Genomic DNA, 23266 nt, shown 5'->3' on the forward strand with positions numbered 1-23266 from the left:
TACTCTCAACAGCTCTTTTTCCTACTCATCTGAGTTATTCAATTTCGCTAATGCGTAAATGCCTTCTTCATCATCTAATTCAAGTTGTAATCTTGCTGCAAATGAATTGACGTTATATTCTCTGTCAAGTAATAAGCGTAATGCTTCGATTAAGTTCGCTTGAATTAAAATTTGCTGGCGACCATTTACCTCTACTTCAGCAGAGAAGCCGTAGTCATCGTCATACATGAGTTCAACTAAAACTTCTTCTGGACCAACTTGTCTCTTTTCAGCGATATATACACAAAGCGCGTTTATTAATTCTTGTTCAGAAATTTTTATTGTTTCCATGCTACTTCATCTTCCTTTTTCTTACGTTGATCTTTGAAGTATTTAAATGCACGAACTGCTAACATTACGATACCAGCCATTACTAACATATTTACCATAAACGCTAATACAGAACCAAGAGCTCCCATATTTGCAAATAAGCTACCCATTAGTAAACCACCAAGACCACCTAGTAATAAACCTTTCATAAAGCTTCCTTTATTACTTTTTGGTGCTGTGTTTGTTGCTTTTGTTTTTGAATCTGTTGTCGTTTTTTGTGAGTTCACGTTATTATCTTTTTTGTTCAAATCAACTTTTGACTTTTGACCAGAAGTTGGTGTGTATGATTTTTTACCAGATTTGTACCCCTTCGCTGCTGCGTGGTCTACAAACATAAAGCTACTAGCTCCAAAGATAACCATGAATGCTGTCATGACTGCTACAAGTTTTTTCAACATATTATATCCATTCTCCTTTTATATAGATATATGTGAAATCTACCTTTCTACTAAATTCAGAATGATAGATTTGTTTTAAACACATTTTAAAAGTTCTTATGAACTTATTATATGAACTTTTGTCGAAATATGCAAGTATTATTTACTTCCGACAGTTTGGTGACAAAGGAAAAATTAAGCAAAACAGAATTGACTTTAAATGAAACAAAACATATTATAGGTTCATAAGAACTTTTTATTATTTATGGAGGTGAAAAGATGGAAACATTTCATCTCACACGAAACGAAATGGCTACCCTTCTTCTATCATTAAGAGGGTGGAATACGAAAAAGCCTCTCGGTATTTTACAAGAAGCTTGGGCAAAGTCACATAAAAAAGATATTGAAAGCGGACAAAGCGTAACTGCTTTTATTACTACCGCACTTTCACCAATTTTTGAAAAACTAATTAAGATTGAAGATACGGACGTCGGTTTTTCATTAAATGAAATAGTTGCGCTTGGAAATCAGATTGAAAATACAAGTTTCTCAGTAACGGCCATGCAAAACTGGGTGAAACGAGATATAAAAGAAATGATTGGCTCTCCTCAAAAAGGTAAAAAATATTCAATTGAACAAGCGGCCTTACTATTTATTGTTGAAGATTTAAAAACAGCACTTGATTTCGAATCCATTCGTAAGCTATTACGCCTTATCGTAAATGACCCAGCCGATCGAAGTGATGACTTAATCAATCCTGTTCATTTATATGGAGCATACTCTTCTCTATTTGAAGAGCTCAATCAAGGGAATTGCTTGCAATTAAATGCAACAGATACAGTTCATACAATTGAAAACATCGTAAAAGAAAAAGCTGATAAAATCGCAAGCAAGTTCGATCAGGTTAACAACGAACAACGCGAAGCAATTCGTAACGCCATTATTATCGCCACACTTTCTGTACATACCGCTTATGTACAAATGTTGGCGAAACGTTACGTAACAGCAACGTTATTTTTACAGAATTTAGATGTGAAACCGTAAGAAATAGGAGCAGAAATGCTTCTATTTTTTAATAATGAAAACAACCATCCACCTGTTATATATTTAGAACAGGTGGATGGTTGTTTTTTTAGATAATAATTATAAAAAATCATAATCGCCTATTATTAATTCAAAAATGATCATTTCATTCTATTAAATTTCGAACAGGTTTTCTCAATAAATTTAATCCATTCATCTTTGTAACTCTTTATAAATTTCGATTTGAGCTTTTGAACTATTAGCGAAATTTAACCAATCCTGTCTTACATTACTTATGTTTTCAGTTACCACAAGTTCAACAATATCTAGATGTGAAACATTCGTTGTTATCGGTTTATTTATACCATTAACTTTAGCACCTGACATATACTTAGCACTCTCAGGGTTTAATGCGAAAGCAAAATCGATTACAGTAGAACCTTGCGGTAAGTTCACGGAATCTAACTTAGGAGTAAATGCTACAATGTTATCTTGGAATAGTTCATATGATACTAAATCATAAAATTCAATTGCATCTTGAGTTACTAGATCATTTGTCTTAATAAAATGCTCCATCAATTTATGAATTATATTTTGCATGCCCTTATCAGTTATACTTTTTGTAAGAATATGAAATACCCCTTTATATCGTATCTCCTGATTTATTTTTGTTTCAATACATATCACTATTTCATGGTTATTGATTACCACTTTGGTCTTTAAGTATTTGTTTAATACATCACTTTCAATTGCTATATTATCTTCAAATTGATATGGAATTGGTTTGTATAGCTGATGTATAATTCCTAATATTTTATAACAGTCTAAATTATTTGAGGCTGTGATAATTATTTTTGACACTGCTGTAATGTCTTGAATATCTTGGAGACGAGAATAAGCTGTATAAATAGGGCTTACTTCATAGTCGACTTCAAATATTAAAGATGTATTTAGAAAAGTATTTATATCTTGCATTATATTTTGAGACAAATCCCCTAATAACTTAACATAATTTTGCAAAAGAATTTTCATTCCCTTATATTTAGAATGATTAAGATAATAAAAACCTAAATCTTCTAACTCGTGTTGAATATGAAATAGCCCCAGCCTTTTACAAATCGGAGCGAAAATTTTGAGTGTTTCATTTGCATAAGGAACTTGTTTCTTTACAGCTTTCACCTGTAAAGTTCTCATGTTATGTAGACGATCTATTACTTTTATAATAGCTACTCTTATATCTCCTTGTGTAGCTAACAATAATTTCTTTAAATTTATTGCTTCATACTCTTCTTTATTAGGGATTTGTTTTTTATCAATTTTAGTTAACCCTTCTACAATATCAGCCACTTTTTTACCGAATATATCACGTATGTACTCAATTGTGTAATCTGTATCCTCCACCACATCATGTAGTAATGCTGCAACTAAAGTTATAATATCTGCCTTACAATCTAACAAAATTTCAGTAACTGCAAATGGATGAGTAATATACGGCTCACCCGAAACTCGAAATTGTCCTTCATGAGCTTTCTCAGAAACTAATATAGCTTTATGTAATTGTTCTAATTCTTCTTTATGTAGATATGAGGCCTTTTCTAATAATGCTTTCTTCATATTTTCACCTTCATCACGTTAATTTTCTATAAAATTTTATTAACATTATAATTCGTTATTTGAAAGTGAAGTACCTGTCTAGGTGATAAGAGAATATTTATATTTTTATTCTCCTTGAATTATTTTTAAATTTTTGAACCTATAAGCCACCCTTTGAAATACTTTTTATCAACCGAATCATGTCTCTATCCCAAATAGAAAGTCGTTCATAAATTTGATACTTATTATGCATACATTCCCCTTGTCACTTTGTAAATTAAAAGCCCATATCATTATAGGAAATTTCCAATACATTATCATTTACTATAATACTTATCGGAGACATAAAAGAATTGAAATAGCAATCCCCTATATAAATAAGGTATAATCTACATATAGTGAACCTTTTATGTAGTTAAATAAAGGGGCATATATTCAAAAATTCATAAATTAGAAGGTGCAACAATGGTAAGTAGTTTTATTCATTCAGTATTAACGTTTTTTGAAGGATTAGGTTATTGGGGCATTATGCTTGGACTTATGATTGAGATTATCCCAAGTGAGATTGTCCTTGCTTATGCGGGGTTCCTAGTATTCAATGGGAGTATCTCATTTGTAGGTGCAGTTGTATTCGGTACAATTGGCGGCGTTATTGCTCAAATTTTTATTTATTGGCTTGGTCGATACGGTGGACGACCTATATTAGAACGATACGGAAAATATATTTTCATTCATAAAAAACATATAGATGCAGCTGAAGATTGGTTTAATCGGTACGGGACTGGTGTGATTTTTACAGCACGCTTTATTCCCATAGTACGTCATGCGATTTCAATTCCTGCTGGTATTACAAAAATGCCATTACTACGCTTCACTACATTAACAGCACTCGCAATCATTCCTTGGTCTATCATTTTCATTTATTTAGGTGAAAAACTAGGTCAAAATTGGGAGAATATAAACGATATTGCTGGGCCATATGTGAAATCGTTCGCACTTGGCGGCGTCATACTTATTCTTTTATACTTCATCATTAAAAAATGGACAAAAAAACGTAAAAATCTTGCTTAAGATAATAATAAAAACCGCTATACATTCATTACGAATTATAGCGGTTTTTTATTATAAAATTGACTAATCTTTATAAATCACAAGAAAGCCCGTTCATTTAACATTTACATGGATAAGCAACGATTCACTCATTCCTTTCGTATATTATCTCAATAAGGAGTGATTCCCCTATGCATTGGCAACAAAAAATACAATACTTAATTGGACGCCCTATCGGTATTTCCTTCATTAATGGGCAAGGAACTTCTGGTGTATTATGTTCAGCACATGATGGTCAATTATATGTGTATGAATACCTTTACCAAGCTCAGTTCGCAATGAAGCATTATGATTTTAGACAAATTCAAGATATACATGCCTTTCCGAATTGCCCACATCAAAATCCTCTATACTAAAAAAGGAACAGCTTATAGCCGTTCCTTTTTCTTCACACTTATTTCTCAGTATAAAAGTTTTGTACTGCTTCATCAAAATAAATCCAGCCTTTCCAGCCTAAATGAATTGTATCTTTTAAGAAATACTTATCATATTCATGGCCAGAGAAATCAACTACTGGGTATCCTGCATTCTCAACTTGTTCCCGAACTTTTTTATAATACACTTCGCGGCGTTCTTTAGGGAAACCAGCGTAATCATACCATGGTCCGTTTACAGGTACAGAAACAAAGAGTGGCTTTACATTTTTCTCTTTAAATATATTTAAAACAATTTGTAAGTCATCATATTCTGTTGATTCTTCATATGATTCATTTGCTCTAAAGTTTTTTAAACCTTTTAATTTTTTCTTTAAATTATGTTTATAGTAATACGGATTTTCAATTCCGAATGAGTTTGTAGTAGATTCCGCTTTCCCTTCTTCTTCCGCATGTTTACGTGCATCTACCCAAGATATTGAACGTAATCCCACATTAGTTTTTTCTTTCATCGGCTCAATCTTAAATATAGAGTTAAATAAATCTCTATGATCTAAAATATTTCGATGCATATAAGCAAGTGGTTTGACTAAACCTGCTTTTATATTATATTTCGTATCATTATATACAATACCTTCTAATGAATTTTTTAATATATCATCTTCTTGAACAACTTTATAATCTAATAGTCGTTTCGCAATTTGCTTCTTCATTTCAACATTTATTTTATCATTAAAAATAAAATGATATGCTTGTTGCTTAGAGAAATTGTTCGTAAAATCCCCTTGTGATACCCCAGTCTTTGTAAACCATTGTGGTGATAAAACAAAGACTACCTTCTTACCTTCTAATCCATCCATAGTAGACGTCATATTTAATATATGAGCTAAACTTTGCGTACCGCCAATCCCCATTAAATATGGCGTAAAACCTGCCGGATTTACTTTAAAGTAATTAGATGGATGATATGCATCCATTCGTAAAAATTCAGATGAACCATACATCGGTAAATACTGCGAATTCTCTAACATTTTTTGCTGTAAGAAAACACTTTGTAGTTTTTCTTTTTGTAAGGAAGTTGCAGCATCTTCTACCTTCTTATCACTAATAAGTGATACTAAACTTTTCGATGGGATGAGTATGATAATGAAAAAAAGCACACATGCTAAAATTATGGGTCCAAAAGCATGCTTCATTTTCATCGTCTCTTCCTCTTTCTCTCGCTATTAAATTGTAACCCTTGTTTTTGACACGTCATTTTTTTCTCCTTTTTCTCTATACATGTTCCATTCTATTTATCTATTATATACATGTATGTATTTCCTTCCTTGTCCTATAGAAATAGCACAAGAAAATGTTTCCATAGAAACACGTTAATTATACAAGATTCTACATAAATTTCACACCGGAAATTTAGTAATAATTTTATTTTTAAACAGCGAAAAAGCATATAAAATGTCTATAATCTATCAGATGATGAATTAAATTCAAAATAAGATACGTCCACATAATCAACATTATTCCCCTGCAAGCCCTGTTTACGTTCTAGAAAATTATACCGCATTCCATAAATCGAACTTGAAATAAGAAAAACAGACTATCACATACGTGAAGTCTGTTTTACATACTTTTATTTTTCTACATCTGCCCACTTTAAACTTGTAGCTGGACCGAATTGATGTACATATAAATCTTTCACATATGGCTTTTGTAAGTATGATAACCCGCGCTGGAATACCGGTGCAATTACTGCGTCATCCAGTAACATTTTTTCCGCATCTTGCATTGCTTTCCAACGAGTTTTTTCATCATTACCTAATTCTGTTTTAATCTTCTTAATTAACGCGTCATATTCCGGATTTGCATATTCTGTATTGTTCACACTGCTTCCAGAAAGGAATACTTCTAAGTAAGTCATTGGATCTGGATAATCCGGTAACCAGCGTGATAGTGACATTTCATATTCTTTCTTCTTCTCTAACGCTAGTTTTTGCGTATGCGGTTGTAATTTTACATTTACCTTTAAACCTGGTAAGTTTTTCTCTAGCTCTTCTTTAATGTATTCTCCTACTTTTTTGAAGTTTTCTAAGTCATAGTTTAATAACTCAAGCGTCACTTCATTTGTACCTGTTTCTTGCATCGCCTTTTCCCAATATTCTTTCGCCTGTTTTACATCCGTCTTATTAAACTCACCTGCCGTACTTCTAAAATCTTTTTCATCTGGACCTTTTAAAAATCCTTTTGGTACGTAATAGTTCGCCGCAACCGAACCATCATTTAAAAACGAAGTCGCAAGTCCTTTCTTATCAAACACTGTACTTAGTGCAAGCCTTGCATTTTTATTTTTCAGCATCGGTACATTTTCATTGAATCGGAAGAAGTACATAACCGGATCTGTATATTGTTTTAGCTCTTTATTATTTTTATATTTATCTACAAATTCTGTTGAAATGACAGCTCTATCAACTTTATCTGTTTCATATAAATTTACCGCAGTTGAAATTTCTTTAACAATTTGATAGTTTACTTCATCTAGCTTCACTTCTTTTTTATCCCAATACTTATCGTTTTTCTTCATTGTAAAACTCGCTTCATGCTTCCACTCCGATAGTGTAAATGGCCCGTTATATACCGCTTTATTTGCTTCTAATCCGTATTTATCACCTTGTTCTTTCGCATATTTTTCGTTAATTGGATAGAAAGATGGTAAAATTAGTAGTTTCGTAAAATACGGTACAGGATGTTCTAACTCCACAACGAACGTTTTATCATCCTTCGCTTTCACTCCTAATTCCTCTAACCCTAGTTGTTTCTTATTTATTTTCTCTGCATTTTTCACATCGTAGGCGATGTATGCATATTGAGAAGCTGTATCCGGATTAATAAGCTGCTTCCAAGCGTATACGTAATCTTGTGCTGTTACTGGATCTCCGTTAGACCATTTCGCATTACGCAAGTGGAATGTATATGTTTTCCCATCTTGACTCACTTCATATTTTTGTGCTCCAGCTTCAATCAGTTCATCATTTTTCGATAAACGGAATAATCCTTCCATTACGTTATTTAAAACGTTAAACGATACCGCATCTGTTACTTTCCCTGAATGTAAAGACGGAATTTCACCTGTTTCTAGTAACTGTAATACTTTTTTCTCATCTTTCGGCTTTGTCGTTGTTTTTTCTTTTGCGCAGCCGACTAAAATTGAAGAAGCTAATAGAGTACTAACTAATGAGTAACGAACAACTTTTTTCATTTGAAAACCCCCCTCTATTTTTTTAAGGTAAGTAACGACGAGCACCAGCGTATTCTTCTATATATCCTGGTGTATTTAGCGGTATAATCTCTACTGATCTTTCAGCTCTTGGTGAGTGAATCATATTTCCGTCACCAATATACATCCCCACATGATGAACACTGCCTTTTCCTTGATCATGTGCAAAGAAGATTAAATCTCCTTTTTGTAAATGTTCTTTATCAACCGCAACTCCATTCCTCGATTGCGGGCCAGAATCCCGTGGAATTGTAATACCGTGTGATTTATAAATTGTATGTGTAAATCCAGAGCAATCAAATCCGAAACCACTTGTACCAGCCCATATATACGGTAATCCTAAAAACATTTTCCCTGTATTGATTAAATCATCGGTCGTTGGAGTTGGAATATCATTTTGAGAACGGTAAACCGTTCCATCATTTTTTCGTAGCCAAGCTTTCTGTCCGTTTGGTAACAACACGCGATATGAAATCGTATCTTCACTAAGTAGCGGCAGTCGCGTATTATAGCTCACTTCAAGCGATTTATGTTTTTCAGAAGGATTTATATATAAAATGGCTGTCGGTTTCGTTACTAATACGAAAGGTTCATTTGTTTTATCTGCAAATTCTTGATTATATGTTAACTGTTTTTCAGGCATCCACCCTGGGTAGCCTTCTTCATTTCGCGGTGTTGGCTGACCGTGGACTAGAACTTTCACCCAGTCCCCTTTTTTATCAACAACCGTTACTTCTTGACCTAATAACGCTTGCGTTTCTAATTTATTTGCATTTGTTAACCAAAGTTTCTCATCAAGCGTCATTGATTTCGTCCACTTCCATAAATCAACTGGATTTGTAGCACTCGGTGCATCAATTGGCCGTAATGAATCTGGTGCAGTCCAAAGTGTTGCGGCAGATACATCGATAAACGCTTTACTCTCTTTCTTTTCTTCAGCATGTGCTGATGTAAACGATGAAAATATAAATAAAGTTGTTAAAAATGCAGTTCCTACTTTTTTCATACATATCCCCCTTAAAAGATAGTTTACTAGTCTCTTCTCCTAAGATTTACTATTCACTGTCGATTGAAGGTTTACCTTTGATCCAGAATAAGTCATTCCTTCCGGTTCTTCCATTAACCAAAGTGGTGCATCCAAATCGAAATAATGAATATTAGGATGTGCAGCAGCTAAATGAGCTACAGCACTAACAGAAAGTGAAGATTCCATCATACTTCCGACCATACATTTTACACCAGCTGTTTCAGCGATATCGGCAATACGCCACGCTTCACGTATACCACCACATTTCATTAATTTAATATTGATTAAGTCTGCATATCCTCCTTGAACGATTTTAAATGCATCACTCGCTGAAAATATGCTTTCATCTGCCATAATTGGCGTTTGTACATGATCTTTGACGTACTTTAATCCATCCCAATCTTTCGCATGAACAGGTTGTTCAATAAATTCAATATTTAAATTGCGATTTTCCATCTCTTTAATGATCCTAACCGCATCTTTTGGATTCCATCCTTGATTTGCATCTAATCGTAACGTCGTATTTTTTGGTACACTATTTCGAATCGCTTCAATACGTTCTAAGTCTAAAGGAGCAGATTTCCCCACTTTAATTTTTAAAGTTTGAAATCCTTTTTCTACATGTTGCTTTGCCTCTTTCGCCATTATGAAAGGCTCATCTACACTAACAGTAATATCTGTATGAATTTCTTTCTTTCCACCTAATAATGCGTAAAGTGGAACGTTTTGATATTGACAATATACATCATATAAAGCCATATCTACCGCTGCTTTCGCACTCGGATTTCCAATACAACTCATTTGAATGCGCTGTAGTAACTGCTGAAATTGAATAATATCTTGACCAATTAAACAGGAACGCATCGGCCCTAAAATGGCTTCTTCAATCCCGCTTGCGAAATCACCCGTAATAACTGGCGTTGCAGCTGCAGCACCTTTGCCAACAATCCCTTCATTTGTATGAACAAATACATCTATACTTTCTATTTCGGTTACGGTACGAAGAGCTGTTTTAAACGGTGTATGAAGATTAACACGTCTACGATTTACTTTTACATCTGTAATTTTCATATTGTTCATCCTTTCGTTGTCTAACAAAGTGGAACTTGAATCTTTAAAAACAAATTATGTTTTTACGTACAATTCATTTCCTCTTTCACTTACTTTAAATGCAAGAGATTAATGTAAAATAAAAAAATCCAGCCATAAGAAGATTCTTACGGCTGGATTTTGTCTAGGAATGTGTAGACAAAGCAGCGATTTGATTATATTTTTTCTGCGCATCTTTTAACGCTACAAGTAGTGCCTTTTGAGACGAACCGAAGTATCTATTTTTTATTTCTGTTACTAATAGTGGGTCATTAATATTTTTATGTAGAAACAAATATTTAACGAATTGAGATGTTAATGCAATTGTCGCTGAGCAATCTGCATCTACAATTTCCCCAGTCTCCTTAACAAGTACAAACGCTACAAAATAGCTTTTAAACTTTTCGGTAATGGGATTATTTTGAGGTGCTTTAGCATCCCCTACGACATAAATTGTATTTGAAGCGTACACAGCTATCTTCCTTTCTAATACGGGATAACGGTTTTCTTAATAGTCGTATGAGTGATAAACTCAACGTAGATTTAAAAATGTATCCGCTTACCTTGTATTATAATATAATTGACAGAATTTTAACAACATTTATTTCGGTATATATTCCATAACTATAAAAACAACTCAAACTCTTCATGTTTACAATATGTGATTGTTTCTTGTACCATGCCATTCATACATGAAAAAACAGTTAGCTATCGCTAACTGTTCTATTACACTACTTCGGCAACACAAATATAGTTTCATTTGACTTAGAAAACTGATATTCTTTTCTCGCAAACTTCAAAATTTCTTCCTCATCGTCTGTTAAATTTTCTATGTTAGTCTTTAAAGAAGCCTGATTTTTCTTTAAAGAAACCAATTGTTTTTTTTGATTCGTTATTGTATCTTTTTTTTCCACGATTATTTCGTGTTGTTTCGTTAAAATAAATTGAACGTACAAAGTAGCCGCAGCAATAAATATAAACATGAATATAAATCGCCTTAGTTTTTTCTTATTAATTGCTCGATTCTCATTAGACTGTGATAGTTGTTCTTGTATATTAGGAATATTTATTCGCTTGAGTTTCCTCATTATGAAATCCCCCTAACACATATATTTTCACTACCATCGGCATGATTTCTTACTAACTTAAATTCTATTCTTATAAAATAAGCTCCTTCACAAAAATATCTCACAAATAAACCAATTAAAGATAGCATTCGACGACATTTCCATATTTACATTGAATTTTTTTATGTATGCTGCCATAAAATAGTAGTTTCTGTTATTCTTTTTCTACTATTGTAGAAGAGTTTTTTTACATACGAAATTCCTCCTTGTAATAACATGCTTACAAGGAGAAAAAAGATAAATTGTCGTATATTCGCTAAAACTGAAATTACTGTTTCTGAACTAAAGTTTTGAGCATAGATCACCTGTTAAGAAACTTTGCTAAATAAAAAAGCCCAAATTGGGCTTTTTTATTTTACAAATCAATATCATATTCCATACTTTTGGCTGTTTCCGCAGCAACCTCCACACCTAACAAATTTTTCACAATATGAAATGACATGTTAATACCAGCTGAAATACCTGCCGATGTAATAATGTGTCCTTCATCTACAAACTTCACATTCTCCATTACTTCTACATTCGGAAAATCTTTTTTGAAAGTTTGAATACTAGCCCAATGCGTTGTTGCTTTTAAATTTTCCAGTAAACCAGCTTTCGCAAGTAATAGCGCTCCAGTACAAACTGAAGTCATTAGCTTTACTTCTTTCATTTGCTGACGAACCCAGTTTATTATAATATCATTTTTCACTTCACTTTCCCTAACGCCTTTACCACCTGGAATGATTAAAATATCAACTGGTGGTAAATCTTCAATACTATAATCCGGCTGTACCTTTAATCCGTTTCTTGCTGTAATCATTTCTCCATTTTGGCTAACTGTATACACAGTAAATGGTTTTTCTTCATACGCTTCGGTTACAGAAAAAACTTCAAATGGCCCTGCAAAGTCTAAAACCTCTACCTCATTAAATAAAAATATGCCTACACTCCACTTATCTATCATACATTCACTTCCTGTTTTAAATGTTGTAAAAGGTGCTCGTATCCTTTTTCTAATGCCATATCATATGCTGCTATCTCATCTTTCAAAATATTTAAGTATACTCTTCTATATGTTCTATTGATTATGATATTTTCCTTTTAAGACGACAGTTTACATAATAATATTATCTCTTTAATTTCTTCTAGTGAAATTTTATTACAGTTGTTGAAAAAATAATTGAAAAAAATTATAAATATGGCCGTCATCATATCGCTTCCGCTGTACGAACTAAAACGGGTAATATTTATGCAGCAGTGCATGTTGAACCAAATGTTGGAATAATAACAGTGTGTGGTGAAGCTATGGCGATTGGAAAATCTATTTCAGAAGGCGATCATGAATTTGATACCATTGTAGCGGTTGCTCACCCACCCCCCATGAAGATATAGAAAAATGTTGGGTTGTTGCTCCATGTAGTATGTGTCGAGAATTAATAAGTGATTACGGAAAAAATACGAACGTTATACTTTCATATAATGGTGAACTTGTAAAATGTAACGTAATGGAATTATTACCTGAAAAGTACACAAGTGAAGTAGAGTAATCATTCAGACTATCAACATATCAAATAATATTATTCCAATAAAAAAACAATCCATTTTAAAAATAGATTGTTTTTTTATTTCTTTTTTATGCAGTTTATTTTATTTTTCTATTTTTAATATTGATACAATTATCATTAACAAAAATGAATCCCGAATATTTAAGTACGCATCGCGGCGTGTTTTTCATTTAAAAACAAAAATAAGATTTCACCTTCCGTTTGAAAAATACTAGTATAAACTCTCTAAAATCAGCAGTCTTATCATACCAATCTATAACAATTCTGCCTTCTTCCCTTACCTGTTTCCTTTAACACATATGATTTTAAAACAAGCGCCGTTAATGAATCTGTTAATGTTTTATATGATAAATTAGATAATGCTAATAGATCGTTCGTATATAACATTCTATGCTTTTCTAATAATAATAGTACTAATCGTTCAGACGGTTTTAATGCCTCATCACTTTCTAGTATAAAGTCTATATTTTTCATTTCTCTAATTATTACTCCTTATATAAAAAAATACTTAAACAACTGATTTAATATAAAAATAATACACAACAAAATTTGAAGTATATTAAAATAACATACCTATAAAACACTATTATACTATAACATAAAAAAAGCATTTCCCGAAATAGGAAATGCTTTTTTAAATTGATTACATGTTTCTTCCATACTTACATTATATTTCGAATTCTTATCCATACAATTCTCTTCTAATTTCCTCATCATCCCAATGTATTTGCAATAAACGAAGTATTACTTAAATCATATAAACAAATAAAAGAGATTAGTCATACATGCTCTAGACACAAATGACTAACCACTTTCCAGTTTCTTCTCAATTAACATGTTCTACCTTAAATATTTCTTGCAATATGCGGCTTACTGTAATGACTTGTACCACCGCCGCCTACTACTACTTTACCTCCTTTTTCAAAAATTAATAATTTACTTGAACCATCTGCAAGTAGTACTATTACTTCAGCATTATTACTTGTTGCTACATAAATTACATACCCACTTTTTGATATACATGTTTCCCAATTCTCATCAAATTCTGATCTTAATACCCGATTGGAATACACTTGATTTTCAACCCTATCTTGTGCTTCGTTTTCCAAATTCATCCCCCCTATTTCTCCAAAATATCATTTACAAAAAATTACGGTTCTTTTTAAAATAGTAACTGTCTTTAATATAAATAGTATATGTAGGTAGTAGAAAAATGCTTGGATAGTGAAAAGGTAATAACATGTAAGTAATTTACAATTGAAACAAGGCAGTCGATATTATATCGACTGCCTTGTTTTCATAGATAGCTCTTTATTTTTCGTTTCGCACAGCTTCAAAAGTAAACATTTGATTTGCATTTGACGGTTCTTTTCCATAAACATACTCACCAGAGCAAGTAATGTTAGAGAAACCTATACTTTGTAACAGAAGTTTAAACTCTTCTATTCCATACCAGCGCAGTGCGAAGCGTTGTAGTTCTGTTTGTACTAACTTTCCTTTACTCCATTTTTCATATTTTAAATATGATAGAGTAACTTGGTTCAGCCAATCTATTTCAATTGATTTATTTTCTAATGTAATTCCGTCACCGCTCGGCAAAGAGAAAGTCGATGTATGAATCTCTCCAGTCTTCCAGTCATGTGGAAGCATAATATCTACAATTAACCGACCACCCCGTTCAAGGTGTTCATAAAAACATTTCAATGCGTTTATAGAATCTGTACGATTTTCAATTAAACAAAAAGATCCAGTAGGAATGATAATTGCCTCATATTTATGTGGTAGTGAAAATTGTTGTAAACTTCCTTCATATAAATTAGGATGTAAACCTCTCTCTTTACAGCGTATAAGGCAAGAATCTAGCATTTCAGGTGAATAATCTAGCCCATCTACTGTAAAACCAGCTTCAAGAAGCGGGATGATGACACGCCCTGATCCTACTGCCGCTTCGAGAATTCTTCCGGTGCAATTTTTCAAACGTTCTTCGTAATACTCAATATCACCATTTAAAGAATAACCGACAGGCTTAGTGAAATCATAAAGTTCCGTGCAAAGTGTACTATAAAAACTAAACATTTATTTTCTCCTCCGTTTTTTACGTACGGAAGACTTTTTTTCAATTAATCTTCCTGTACCTTTATTTTTAATAAAAATTCGAAAGAGCTGACTGTCATAATATATCACTCGCTTTCCATAGAATATAATTATATTCTATAATATTCCCTTCGAAATGAAAATATAAAAATGAAAATTCAGACTTTTGCTAAAAGGAGGATACGATGAATTCATTAATTATATTTCTTTTACTCCTTTTTGCTTTAAATGCACTAATTTTCTTTATAGCAAAGAAGTATAAAAGAATATGGAAAGTAGCCAGTGGTATTTTCATACTTTCTTCTCCCGTTGTTTTCTTCGCCACTTTGCACATTATTGGTGAAAAGGTAGGAGATGGATTCGCTGGAGGCTTTGCTGGGCTTATCTTTAGTGGCCTATTGATCATAAATGCCATTTTTTTATTTATTGTAAGCATTTTTGTATCCACCAATAAAAATTCACATTAAACTCCCCCTTTCAAAATATAAAGAGCTTACTATCCAGTAAGCTCTTTATCCATCACTATTTATTTCACAATTGGCAATGTCACTTCACTTAATTTTACTGTAAGCCTCGTGCCAGCTTTCGGTCTAATAGTATAATCATAGTCACTAGCGATTAAAACAACCCCTATTTGATGCCCCGCTTTAAATACATAATCGTCTGGCTGCATGTCCCATGTAAATGTATAATCTTTGCCCGGTTTAATCGCTGTTGAACTTTCTATACTCGTTAAGTTTTGTGGATCCATCCAACCTCTCGTTACAATTTCCGGCTTTGTTCCTCCATAATCAACAAGTAAAGCAGTTAAATTTGATACAGATCGATCAATATTTCCTGTAATTGAAATCTTTGGTGTACCGCTTATTTTCATATCCTTTTGTAATACAGGCATTGTATACACTAATCGATTTGCCCCTTCTAATTCTGGGTTTGCTATTAATTGATTTGATTTCATTTTTGCATCATCTACGAATGAGAAAACTTTATTTGCAGAGCCCATACTTAATGGCAAATTAACTGCTTTGTTACTTAAATACATACGGACTTTTGACGGCACAGCTGATGGATCCGGCCAGTTTTTTAATTTCTCCCAAGTTTTATTTTCACGTTGTACATCAACCATTGGTTCATTCATAATTCCATTTTCAATTCCATACAACCAATAATCGAGCCATTTATTTTGTGTTCTTTGCCAGTCATTCGTTGATGTCCCACCGTGCCCACCTTGATGTAACCACATTTTACGAGGAACATTATTTTCTCCAAGTGCATCCCACCATTGCGCGAACTGCTTCGTCTTTACATTCCAATCATTTAAACCATGCACAACAAATACGCTCGCTTTTACATTTTTAGCATCTTTTACATAATTACGTTTATCCCAAAAATCATTATAATTACCAGTTTTCCGGTCTTGTCCAGCTGTTAATTCTTTTATTACTTGTCCACAAACTTCAGGATTTTCTCTTGTTAGTACTGCTTCTGCCATATTATCTGTATCTTCTCCTTGGTATCCACCTGGCGCAATGACTGCACCGTTTGCACGATAATAATCATACCAACTACTAATCGCTGCGATTGGAATAATTGTTTTTAACCCTTCAACACCAGTCGTCGCAACAGCATTTGGTAACGTACCATTATAAGAAACGCCAGTCATCCCTACATTTCCTGTAGACCAATCAGCCTTAACTTCCTCACCATTTTCTGTGTATGCTTTCGCACGCCCATTTACCCAATCAATGACAGATTTCGTTCCTAGTATTTCTTGTTCGTCTCCAGTAGTCGGACATCCATCTGATTTTCCAGTTCCAATACTTTCACCTAAAATTACTGCATAACCTCTCGGAACATAATAATTTCCGTATGAACCAAGATTAACAGCTCCATACGGTTTCCCTTCATACGCATACAATTCTTCATCTACATTATATACAGGAACATCTTTTAAACCAGATCGATATGGACTCATTTCATAAATAACGGGAACTTTCACATTAGGATCTGTTTTCGGGCGCATAACTTTTACTGACACTCGGTCTTTTTTACCATCTCGATCACTATCAACTTCCGTCTCTACAAATAGATTTTCGATAATTGCTTCATCAAGCGAGTAGATCGGTTTTGTCATCCCATTTTCTAATTCAATCTTCGTATTTGATTGTAACCCTTCTGAAACTTTCCCATTTAACTTCACATCATCCTCATTTATATAGTTTGTTTCTTTCTTGTCTGCATGCGCAGTCATACTAGAAACTCCCGATGTGACTGATAAAGATAAAATTGTTGATAGTGTAATTGCTATTTTCTTTTTCCCCATACTCTTTCCTCCCCATATATGTCTCCTTTTACTATACAACAAAATTACTGAAAATTCAGTTTATATTTTATACAAAAACTTGAGAAATTTGTAGAACACTCTACCAACGAGCTTTCAAGATTATATATCCTGATTTACCACTCTCATATAATTAATAAAAAACATCGCCTAATAATAGACGATGCTCCTAATAATATTGAATTAAACATTCTTCATATTAATATAAAATCGTATTTCTCCATCTATAGTAGATACTCCATAGTCAAAACCATGTCTCTCTAAAATACTTTTCACGATCGCTAAACCTAGTCCCGTACCAGAATGGTCTTTACTGCGAGAAGATTCTAAGACATAAAAAGGTTCCCAAATTTTATCGATATCTTTCATCTGTTCCGCATTCATACCATTTTGAATTTGAAAATATACACTTTCATTTCGATCTTCTAAAGTAATTTTTATATGTTGATTCGCTGTATATTTTATCGCATTAGATATTAAATTTTGAAACACCATTCTCATTTTATTTATATCTGCATAAATAATTGCATCGCCAACAGTATAATTCACTTGCAAATCAATTTCATTCGACTCCAGTTCAATCTTATGCTTATCTACTATACTTTGGACTAGTGATACAATAGGAAATTGTTCTTTTTGTAAAACATCTCTCTCTAATTTAGAAAATCGTAATAACTCTTCAATTAAGTTCGAAATGTGATCAGTTTGTTTAATAATAGTATCTATGTATGTACCATCATCTAAACCATCTTTTATTCCCATAGAATATGCTTTTACTAGTGCGATTGGTGTTTTCAATTCGTGCGTCACATCACCCATAAATCGTTTTAAATGTTCATTTCGATTTGTTAAATCTTCATGTGCCTCATGTAGTTTATCACTCATGATATTAATACTATTTGCTAATTCTCCTATTTCATCATTTGTTTTCACTTTCGCTCGTTCAAATTTCAAATTTGAAATATCTTCTGCCACTTCACTTAATTCTTTCAATGGTCTCGTGATTGTTGTTGAAAGTATCCATACAAGTGCGATGATGAGAAAAATCGTAATACCTAATATGTATAAATAAAATGAATTTAACGTTTTTATCACTTCATTTGAATGTGCGATAGAAACTCCTACTAAAATCAGCAAATTGTCTTTCGCAATATATTTCACAAAAAAACTAGATTTCATCTTCTCTTGATCGTATATTTTATTCGAATGCCCGAAGTTCTTTACTTTCATTATTTCTTCTTTTGTAATCCAAAGTTTATCAAGGGCAACTCTTTTCTTTGTAAGTTGCATACGTAACTCTTCATTAATACGATCTTCTGAATCGTTTATCGATGTATACGTAATGGTAACATTCGCCTCATTTTCAATACTAGAAATTGCTTCATCCAGTTGTTCACTCGGTATTGCCTGTATTTGTGCTGTAATACCTTCTAAACTTTCTCGCGTTTTGTAAATATTATATTTCGGTAAAAGATAGTTAATTAATAATAAAGATATCGTAAAAATAAGTACCACAGTTAAAGAAATACTGAGAAATAGCTTTTTTCCAAGTTTATTCACTCTGCTCCTCCAAACTATATCCTAGCCCTCGGTGCGTCTTTATAATATTTTCTCCAACTTTTTTACGTAATCTTCTTACATGTGTATCAACAGTCCGCTCTTCTCCAAAATAGTCAAATCCCCATACAATATCTAACAATTTTTTACGAGTTAAAATCATGCCTTTATGATTTAAAAAACACTTTATTAATTCTAGCTCTGTTTTTGTGATATCTAACTCTTTGTCATTTTTATAAACTTTATTTTTAGTGAAATCTATTTTCAAATCTTGAACTTGAATGACATCATCATGCTGTATCAACTTTTTCGCTCGTGTAATGAGTACGCCTGGATGAAATGGTTTTTTCACGTACTCATCTGCCCCACTTTGAAGCGCCGCTAATTCGTCTTCGCTTTCACTTTTCGCCGTAAGCATTAATACTTTAACGCTTGAGTTCTTTTTTATTTCCTGACAAACAGTAATACCACTATGTTTCGGCATCATCCAGTCTAAAATAGCTAAATCAATTTTTTCATCATAAAATATTTGAAGTGCTTCTTCTCCATCTTTCGCTAATAAAACCTCGAAGCCTTCTTTTTCGAAATAAGCCTTTAAAATTCTTAACATATCTTGTTCATCATCTGCTATTAATACTCTCATACATGATCCTCCATTGCTTTTAAACAAAAACCAATTGTATTATACAACTTCTTTGTTACATAAATGTGACAGAAAAATATTTGAACCTTTTAAGGGTATAGTAAAGACGAGGTGTTGTATTATGATTAAAAAAATCGGGGTCATTACTCTTCTTTGTTTCTTATTATCAACAAATGTGTTCGCAAATAGTAATCAACAAATTGAAGTATTTGATTGTCAAAAAGAAATGGTCATTCAAAAACAATCTTTAGATCCAGCTATTCAAAAAAAAGCTGTTCAATATGCTAAATCCATTACTGGCCCGTTCAAAAACTTAAACGTCGTTCCAAAAGATGGTCACATGATAAAAATCCCTTTATCTAAACCAGTTTCTATTACAAATCAATGGTTACATACAACAATTGATGAAGTACTAATTCTTCTACCGCTAAATCAAAAACCTTATATTATGCTTTACGATGATGAAAATAATCCGCATTTTTATTATGTAAAAGGTGATCCGAAGGGATTATTGAAAGAAATGAATGTTAAACATAATTGACTAGAAAAAAGAGACTTCATAAGCTTATTTTTATAAGCAGAGGTCTCTTTTCTTACTCATATAATACTTTATAGTGACTAGATCCTTTAACTAATTCCCCTTTCACAAATCCATTTGCAGTATAAAACGCATCACCTTGCTTTGTATCTGTATGTAAAACAACCACTTTAAAATACTTTTCCGCATGATTTAATATTCGGATTAACAACAAATTCCCTAGCCCTATACGACGGTAGTCCTTTGAAATATAAAATCTCCTCACCCTACCAATCTTATTAGTTTCTGTATATGGATCCTCATTTAACCCTCCTATTCCAATTAACTTTTCCCCTTGAAAAACACCAAATAAACATTCACCGGTTTTATTAAATGTGTTTATTTTATTTTCATATTCACTTATTAGTCTCTTTAGGAAATTGAATCCTTCTTCTTTGCTTTCTTGAACAAGATAATCGTGTTCGTATATCATTAAATCTTCTATTTGTCGAATAAGTATATCTTTCAAGTGATTTCCTCCTTAATTTTGAAATACATAAAAATGCTCTAGAATGATTTATTCTGAGCATTTTTATGATTGTTACTTTATTCAATTTGTAGAATGGCTATTCTTCACTTCATATGTAAATCGATAATATAATTGTCTAATTTCTATACATTTAAAGCTATTAGTACTCAAAAATCATGAATAAAGCCATTTAAATAAATACATTTATAATATCTCTCAAATATTGTATTAGTTTATATATTCGCCATCCTTCTCTAGCAGACTCAAGATAAATTATAATTTGTTAATTGATATGTTTGTGTAACCACTGTTCAAATATCTTTAACTGTTCTACAGTATGAAAGTAATGTTCACCCGTCTCCATGACTTCTAATTCACAACGATGTTTTTTTCTAAAATCATTAATAGTTTCAAATTCGCACAGTTCATCCTTGGCTCCGTACATAATATATGTATCCGTATCCCATGTATTAATAGGATGTTCTTTTACATAACATAAATAATCCCAATATAACTTTTGACCAATCGGTGTCTCTATAGTCATTTCTTTTTGCAAAAGTTCTGGTGTTACATTAAACCATTTCATCATATTTTCGATAATTCGTTCCATATTAACTACCGGTGATAAAAATAATGCCTTTTCTATCACATCATTTTGATAGGCTAAAAGGCTAAAATAAGCTCCGATACTACATGCAAACACGCTTACTTCTTTCCAATGTTCTTTTGCGTAATTCATAATTATAGATAATTCACTAACACAAACCTGTACTTTGCAAGGTGTATTATCATTTGTTCTTTCTCCATGCTCAGGTAAATCAAAACTTAATACTTGATAGCCTTTTTGATTGGCTTCTTCAGCTAATATTTGAATAACCGCATCTTCCTTATTTGACATATTTCCATGTACTGCAATAAAAACTTTTTCACTTTTATCTCCCCATAAAACCACTGGAATATTACCAATTTTAAAGTAATCTTTAATCATATTTCCTCCGTAAAACAAGACATATAGGAATTAGCAAAAAACTACAGAAACTATAAAATTCACTACTCAATTTTTAAGAAATTAAACTATTACTAATTCATCATAAGTGAATTAAAATCTTATTCTACCTCTGCATAACAGCGTATATTTTGAATTAGAAAATCATACTTTTCCACTTCTTCAGAAACTACAAACTCTTATTTTAATTCCTTATTCAGCTAATCTACTTCGTTAGTGGAAGAATAATTTTTTTAACAATTATATTATTTTTTAAATGGCTCTATTATAAATTAAACATCTTTACTATCTCTGCACAACTGACAACATCCCCTTCAACTCCAATAAATCATCTATTACTATATCCGCCTGAGCAAGTTCATCTTCTTGTGCAAAATCAAAATTGCATCCAATCGCAATCAAACCATTATCTTTCGCTGCATTTATATCAGATAACCGGTCCCCAACTACAGCTGCTTCTTTTATATCATATTTGTTCGAAATACTTTTTACTAAGTCGCTTTTATTAAGTGAGTTTATTTGTTCAATACTAAACGTTTCAGTAATCCATTGGTCTAAACCATAATAAGATACGATTGCTCGTAAATATTCAGTTAGACCATTACTAGCAATATAAATTGAACAATTATTTTCTTTTATATATGTAAAAATTTCTTTTACGTTCGGATATAAAGCACCTTTTCCGCTTTTAATGTTTTCAATTAATTTTTCTAAAAAATATGCATCCGTTTGTTCTCTTATTTCAAGAGAATGATCCGGTAATAAAGCTTCCCAAACTTTCGGTAAAGGCACACCCATAATTTCACGGTATTTATCAATAGGTGTTACCGTATCCCATAATTGTAGTGATCTTAAGTGGTCAAATGTATCATCTAACGATAATTCTAAGATTTTATCTGTTTGAAATAACGTTCCGTCCATATCAAAAATTAATGCTTGTAACATGTCATTCTCCCCTTTTAAACTATAAGTATTACTCGATATATTTTTCAGCATCTCAACTATAATTTCTGAACAATAATTTGCGGCAGTTTTCGCAAAGTCGTCATATGAAATTTGAGCTTCATCATCTGCACTGTCAGAAATACATCGTATAACGAGAAACGGTATATCATTTATGTGCGCAACATGTCCAATTGCTGCGCCTTCCATTTCTGTACAAAGTGGCGCATATTCATCTATTAATTTCGCTTTTAGTTTTGAATCTTCAACAAAACATTCACCGCTTACAATTCTTCCTACATGAACCTCCATGTGTAAATCACTACTATTGCATGCAATACGTGCTAACTCTATTAATTCCTTATTTGCGATAAACTCTTCTTGGAACGGGAATAAGTTTTTCATTTGAGTTTTACTTACATCATGATGGGTAACATTTGTTGAAATAACGATATCACCAACTTTTACATCTCGGTGTAACCCTCCAGCAACACCCGTATTGATGATAGCATCTACATGAAATTTATGAATTAATGTTTGCGTACATGCGGATGCATTTACTTTCCCTACACCAGAACGTGTAATAATTACTTCTGTTCCCATGAATTCTCCAACGTAAAAAGGCATTCCCGCAATCGTCTGTTCCTCTTGTATAGCTAGTTTTTCTAAAAGTAAGTCTATTTCAATTTGCATTGCTCCGATAATGCCGATTCTCTTCATGAATGTTATC

General features: G+C 32.4%; 24 protein-coding genes and 1 pseudogene. 6 read left to right on the top strand and 19 right to left on the bottom strand.

All coding sequences use genetic code 11. The features are described from left to right. Positions 1-21: 21 nt before the first annotated feature. On the bottom strand, positions 22-330 hold the full coding sequence (locus tag FS742_RS06280) for a YxcD family protein (protein WP_098438047.1): 309 nt from the start codon (positions 328-330) through the stop codon (positions 22-24). Next, the gene (locus FS742_RS06285) at positions 318-767 is read right to left on the bottom strand and encodes a hypothetical protein (RefSeq protein WP_048525932.1); all 450 of its coding nucleotides are present in this window, start codon (positions 765-767) and stop codon (positions 318-320) included. The genes FS742_RS06280 and FS742_RS06285 overlap by 13 nt, the downstream gene beginning before the upstream one ends. A 258-nt stretch (positions 768-1025) precedes the next feature. On the opposite strand from FS742_RS06285, the gene FS742_RS06290 reads away from it, so the two are divergent. Continuing rightward, positions 1026-1790, top strand: a complete 765-nt coding sequence (locus FS742_RS06290; RefSeq protein WP_144611637.1) for a DUF1836 domain-containing protein — start codon at positions 1026-1028, stop codon at positions 1788-1790. A gap of 192 nt (positions 1791-1982) precedes the next feature. On the opposite strand, the gene FS742_RS06295 is transcribed toward FS742_RS06290, so the two are convergent. Beyond that, positions 1983-3383, bottom strand: a complete 1401-nt coding sequence (locus tag FS742_RS06295; protein ID WP_144611638.1) for an HD domain-containing protein — start codon at positions 3381-3383, stop codon at positions 1983-1985. Between the two features lie 444 nt (positions 3384-3827). Between FS742_RS06295 and uptA the strand changes: the two genes are divergently transcribed. After that, positions 3828-4433 carry an undecaprenyl phosphate transporter UptA gene (gene uptA / locus FS742_RS06300; RefSeq protein WP_144611639.1) on the top strand — a complete coding sequence of 202 codons (606 nt, stop codon included), beginning with the start codon at positions 3828-3830 and terminating at the stop codon, positions 4431-4433. Positions 4434-4603: 170 nt separating this feature from the next. Next, positions 4604-4828: a hypothetical protein gene (locus tag FS742_RS06305; RefSeq protein WP_000558703.1), complete on the top strand. Its 225-nt coding sequence runs from the start codon at positions 4604-4606 to the stop codon at positions 4826-4828. 38 nt (positions 4829-4866) lie between these two features. Here the strand turns inward: FS742_RS06305 and dltD are convergent, their stop codons facing one another. From dltD to FS742_RS06345, 7 genes are all read right to left on the bottom strand, one after another. Beyond that, the gene (gene dltD, locus FS742_RS06310) at positions 4867-6048 is read right to left on the bottom strand and encodes a D-alanyl-lipoteichoic acid biosynthesis protein DltD (protein ID WP_144611640.1); all 1182 of its coding nucleotides are present in this window, start codon (positions 6046-6048) and stop codon (positions 4867-4869) included. A gap of 428 nt (positions 6049-6476) precedes the next feature. Further along, entirely contained in the window at positions 6477-8099 is a 1623-nt protein-coding gene (locus tag FS742_RS06315) for a peptide ABC transporter substrate-binding protein (protein ID WP_144611641.1), read from the bottom strand. 22 nt (positions 8100-8121) lie between these two features. Beyond that, positions 8122-9123, bottom strand: a complete 1002-nt coding sequence (locus FS742_RS06320) for a C40 family peptidase (RefSeq protein ID WP_144611642.1) — start codon at positions 9121-9123, stop codon at positions 8122-8124. A 39-nt stretch (positions 9124-9162) separates the two neighbouring features. After that, positions 9163-10224: a dipeptide epimerase gene (locus FS742_RS06325; protein WP_144611643.1), complete on the bottom strand. Its 1062-nt coding sequence runs from the start codon at positions 10222-10224 to the stop codon at positions 9163-9165. Positions 10225-10378: 154 nt separating this feature from the next. Beyond that, a complete protein-coding gene (locus FS742_RS06330) occupies positions 10379-10705 on the bottom strand; it encodes a DUF3870 domain-containing protein (protein WP_046954146.1) in 327 nt (108 codons plus the stop codon). Between the two features lie 259 nt (positions 10706-10964). Then, complete coding sequence (locus FS742_RS06340) at positions 10965-11321, bottom strand: FtsB family cell division protein (RefSeq protein ID WP_144611644.1); 357 nt, start codon at positions 11319-11321, stop codon at positions 10965-10967. Between the two features lie 394 nt (positions 11322-11715). Continuing rightward, a complete protein-coding gene (locus FS742_RS06345; RefSeq protein WP_144611645.1) occupies positions 11716-12306 on the bottom strand; it encodes a DJ-1/PfpI family protein in 591 nt (196 codons plus the stop codon). 194 nt (positions 12307-12500) lie between these two features. On the opposite strand from FS742_RS06345, the pseudogene FS742_RS06355 reads away from it, so the two are divergent. Beyond that, positions 12501-12889: pseudogene (locus FS742_RS06355) on the top strand (cytidine deaminase). A gap of 261 nt (positions 12890-13150) precedes the next feature. On the opposite strand, the gene FS742_RS06360 reads toward FS742_RS06355, so the two are convergent. From FS742_RS06360 to FS742_RS06370, 3 genes are all read right to left on the bottom strand, one after another. Beyond that, positions 13151-13381, bottom strand: a complete 231-nt coding sequence (locus FS742_RS06360; RefSeq protein ID WP_000789031.1) for a hypothetical protein — start codon at positions 13379-13381, stop codon at positions 13151-13153. 371 nt (positions 13382-13752) lie between these two features. After that, the gene (locus FS742_RS06365) at positions 13753-14016 is read right to left on the bottom strand and encodes a hypothetical protein (protein ID WP_144612069.1); all 264 of its coding nucleotides are present in this window, start codon (positions 14014-14016) and stop codon (positions 13753-13755) included. A 202-nt stretch (positions 14017-14218) separates the two neighbouring features. Beyond that, entirely contained in the window at positions 14219-14983 is a 765-nt protein-coding gene (locus FS742_RS06370; RefSeq protein ID WP_144611646.1) for a class I SAM-dependent DNA methyltransferase, read from the bottom strand. A gap of 203 nt (positions 14984-15186) precedes the next feature. Between FS742_RS06370 and FS742_RS06375 the strand changes: the two genes are divergently transcribed. After that, the gene (locus FS742_RS06375) at positions 15187-15468 is read left to right on the top strand and encodes a hypothetical protein (RefSeq protein WP_144611647.1); all 282 of its coding nucleotides are present in this window, start codon (positions 15187-15189) and stop codon (positions 15466-15468) included. A 59-nt stretch (positions 15469-15527) separates the two neighbouring features. On the opposite strand, the gene FS742_RS06380 is transcribed toward FS742_RS06375, so the two are convergent. From FS742_RS06380 to FS742_RS06390, 3 genes are all read right to left on the bottom strand, one after another. Continuing rightward, a complete protein-coding gene (locus FS742_RS06380) occupies positions 15528-17324 on the bottom strand; it encodes a Xaa-Pro dipeptidyl-peptidase (protein WP_144611648.1) in 1797 nt (598 codons plus the stop codon). A gap of 201 nt (positions 17325-17525) precedes the next feature. Further along, complete coding sequence (locus FS742_RS06385; protein ID WP_144611649.1) at positions 17526-18902, bottom strand: sensor histidine kinase; 1377 nt, start codon at positions 18900-18902, stop codon at positions 17526-17528. Continuing rightward, on the bottom strand, positions 18895-19542 hold the full coding sequence (locus tag FS742_RS06390; RefSeq protein WP_097952464.1) for a response regulator transcription factor: 648 nt from the start codon (positions 19540-19542) through the stop codon (positions 18895-18897). The genes FS742_RS06385 and FS742_RS06390 overlap by 8 nt, the downstream gene beginning before the upstream one ends. 121 nt (positions 19543-19663) lie before the next feature. On the opposite strand from FS742_RS06390, the gene FS742_RS06395 reads away from it, so the two are divergent. Beyond that, positions 19664-20083 (top strand): hypothetical protein, encoded by a 420-nt coding sequence (locus FS742_RS06395; protein ID WP_144611650.1) that lies wholly within the window; start codon positions 19664-19666, stop codon positions 20081-20083. A gap of 52 nt (positions 20084-20135) precedes the next feature. On the opposite strand, the gene FS742_RS06400 is transcribed toward FS742_RS06395, so the two are convergent. The 3 genes from FS742_RS06400 to FS742_RS06410 all read right to left on the bottom strand — a co-directional run bounded on the left by FS742_RS06400 (position 20136) and on the right by FS742_RS06410 (position 23256). Beyond that, a complete protein-coding gene (locus tag FS742_RS06400) occupies positions 20136-20588 on the bottom strand; it encodes a GNAT family N-acetyltransferase (RefSeq protein ID WP_144611651.1) in 453 nt (150 codons plus the stop codon). Between the two features lie 283 nt (positions 20589-20871). Then, positions 20872-21576 (bottom strand): alpha/beta hydrolase, encoded by a 705-nt coding sequence (locus FS742_RS06405; protein ID WP_144611652.1) that lies wholly within the window; start codon positions 21574-21576, stop codon positions 20872-20874. A gap of 303 nt (positions 21577-21879) precedes the next feature. Beyond that, a complete protein-coding gene (locus FS742_RS06410; protein ID WP_144611653.1) occupies positions 21880-23256 on the bottom strand; it encodes a 5'-methylthioadenosine/adenosylhomocysteine nucleosidase in 1377 nt (458 codons plus the stop codon). Positions 23257-23266: the final 10 nt, after the last annotated feature.

The sequence above is a fragment of the Bacillus cereus genome, assembly GCF_007678085.1.
Classification (GTDB): domain Bacteria; phylum Bacillota; class Bacilli; order Bacillales; family Bacillaceae_G; genus Bacillus_A; species Bacillus_A cereus_BE.

Bases quoted from the DNA above. Each gene is read 5' to 3' on its own strand.
- FS742_RS06280 (WP_098438047.1), bottom strand. From the start codon at position 330: ATGGAAACAATAAAAATTTCTGAACAAGAATTAATAAACGCGCTTTGT.
- FS742_RS06285 (WP_048525932.1), bottom strand. From the start codon at position 767: ATGTTGAAAAAACTTGTAGCAGTCATGACAGCATTCATGGTTATCTTT.
- FS742_RS06290 (WP_144611637.1), top strand. From the start codon at position 1,026: ATGGAAACATTTCATCTCACACGAAACGAAATGGCTACCCTTCTTCTA.
- FS742_RS06295 (WP_144611638.1), bottom strand. From the start codon at position 3,383: ATGAAGAAAGCATTATTAGAAAAGGCCTCATATCTACATAAAGAAGAA.
- uptA (WP_144611639.1), top strand. From the start codon at position 3,828: ATGGTAAGTAGTTTTATTCATTCAGTATTAACGTTTTTTGAAGGATTA.
- FS742_RS06305 (WP_000558703.1), top strand. From the start codon at position 4,604: ATGCATTGGCAACAAAAAATACAATACTTAATTGGACGCCCTATCGGT.
- dltD (WP_144611640.1), bottom strand. From the start codon at position 6,048: ATGAAAATGAAGCATGCTTTTGGACCCATAATTTTAGCATGTGTGCTT.
- FS742_RS06315 (WP_144611641.1), bottom strand. From the start codon at position 8,099: ATGAAAAAAGTTGTTCGTTACTCATTAGTTAGTACTCTATTAGCTTCT.
- FS742_RS06320 (WP_144611642.1), bottom strand. From the start codon at position 9,123: ATGAAAAAAGTAGGAACTGCATTTTTAACAACTTTATTTATATTTTCA.
- FS742_RS06325 (WP_144611643.1), bottom strand. From the start codon at position 10,224: ATGAACAATATGAAAATTACAGATGTAAAAGTAAATCGTAGACGTGTT.
- FS742_RS06340 (WP_144611644.1), bottom strand. From the start codon at position 11,321: ATGAGGAAACTCAAGCGAATAAATATTCCTAATATACAAGAACAACTA.
- FS742_RS06345 (WP_144611645.1), bottom strand. From the start codon at position 12,306: ATGATAGATAAGTGGAGTGTAGGCATATTTTTATTTAATGAGGTAGAG.
- FS742_RS06360 (WP_000789031.1), bottom strand. From the start codon at position 13,381: ATGAAAAATATAGACTTTATACTAGAAAGTGATGAGGCATTAAAACCG.
- FS742_RS06370 (WP_144611646.1), bottom strand. From the start codon at position 14,983: ATGTTTAGTTTTTATAGTACACTTTGCACGGAACTTTATGATTTCACT.
- FS742_RS06375 (WP_144611647.1), top strand. From the start codon at position 15,187: ATGAATTCATTAATTATATTTCTTTTACTCCTTTTTGCTTTAAATGCA.
- FS742_RS06380 (WP_144611648.1), bottom strand. From the start codon at position 17,324: ATGGGGAAAAAGAAAATAGCAATTACACTATCAACAATTTTATCTTTA.
- FS742_RS06390 (WP_097952464.1), bottom strand. From the start codon at position 19,542: ATGAGAGTATTAATAGCAGATGATGAACAAGATATGTTAAGAATTTTA.
- FS742_RS06395 (WP_144611650.1), top strand. From the start codon at position 19,664: ATGATTAAAAAAATCGGGGTCATTACTCTTCTTTGTTTCTTATTATCA.
- FS742_RS06405 (WP_144611652.1), bottom strand. From the start codon at position 21,576: ATGATTAAAGATTACTTTAAAATTGGTAATATTCCAGTGGTTTTATGG.
- FS742_RS06410 (WP_144611653.1), bottom strand. From the start codon at position 23,256: ATGAAGAGAATCGGCATTATCGGAGCAATGCAAATTGAAATAGACTTA.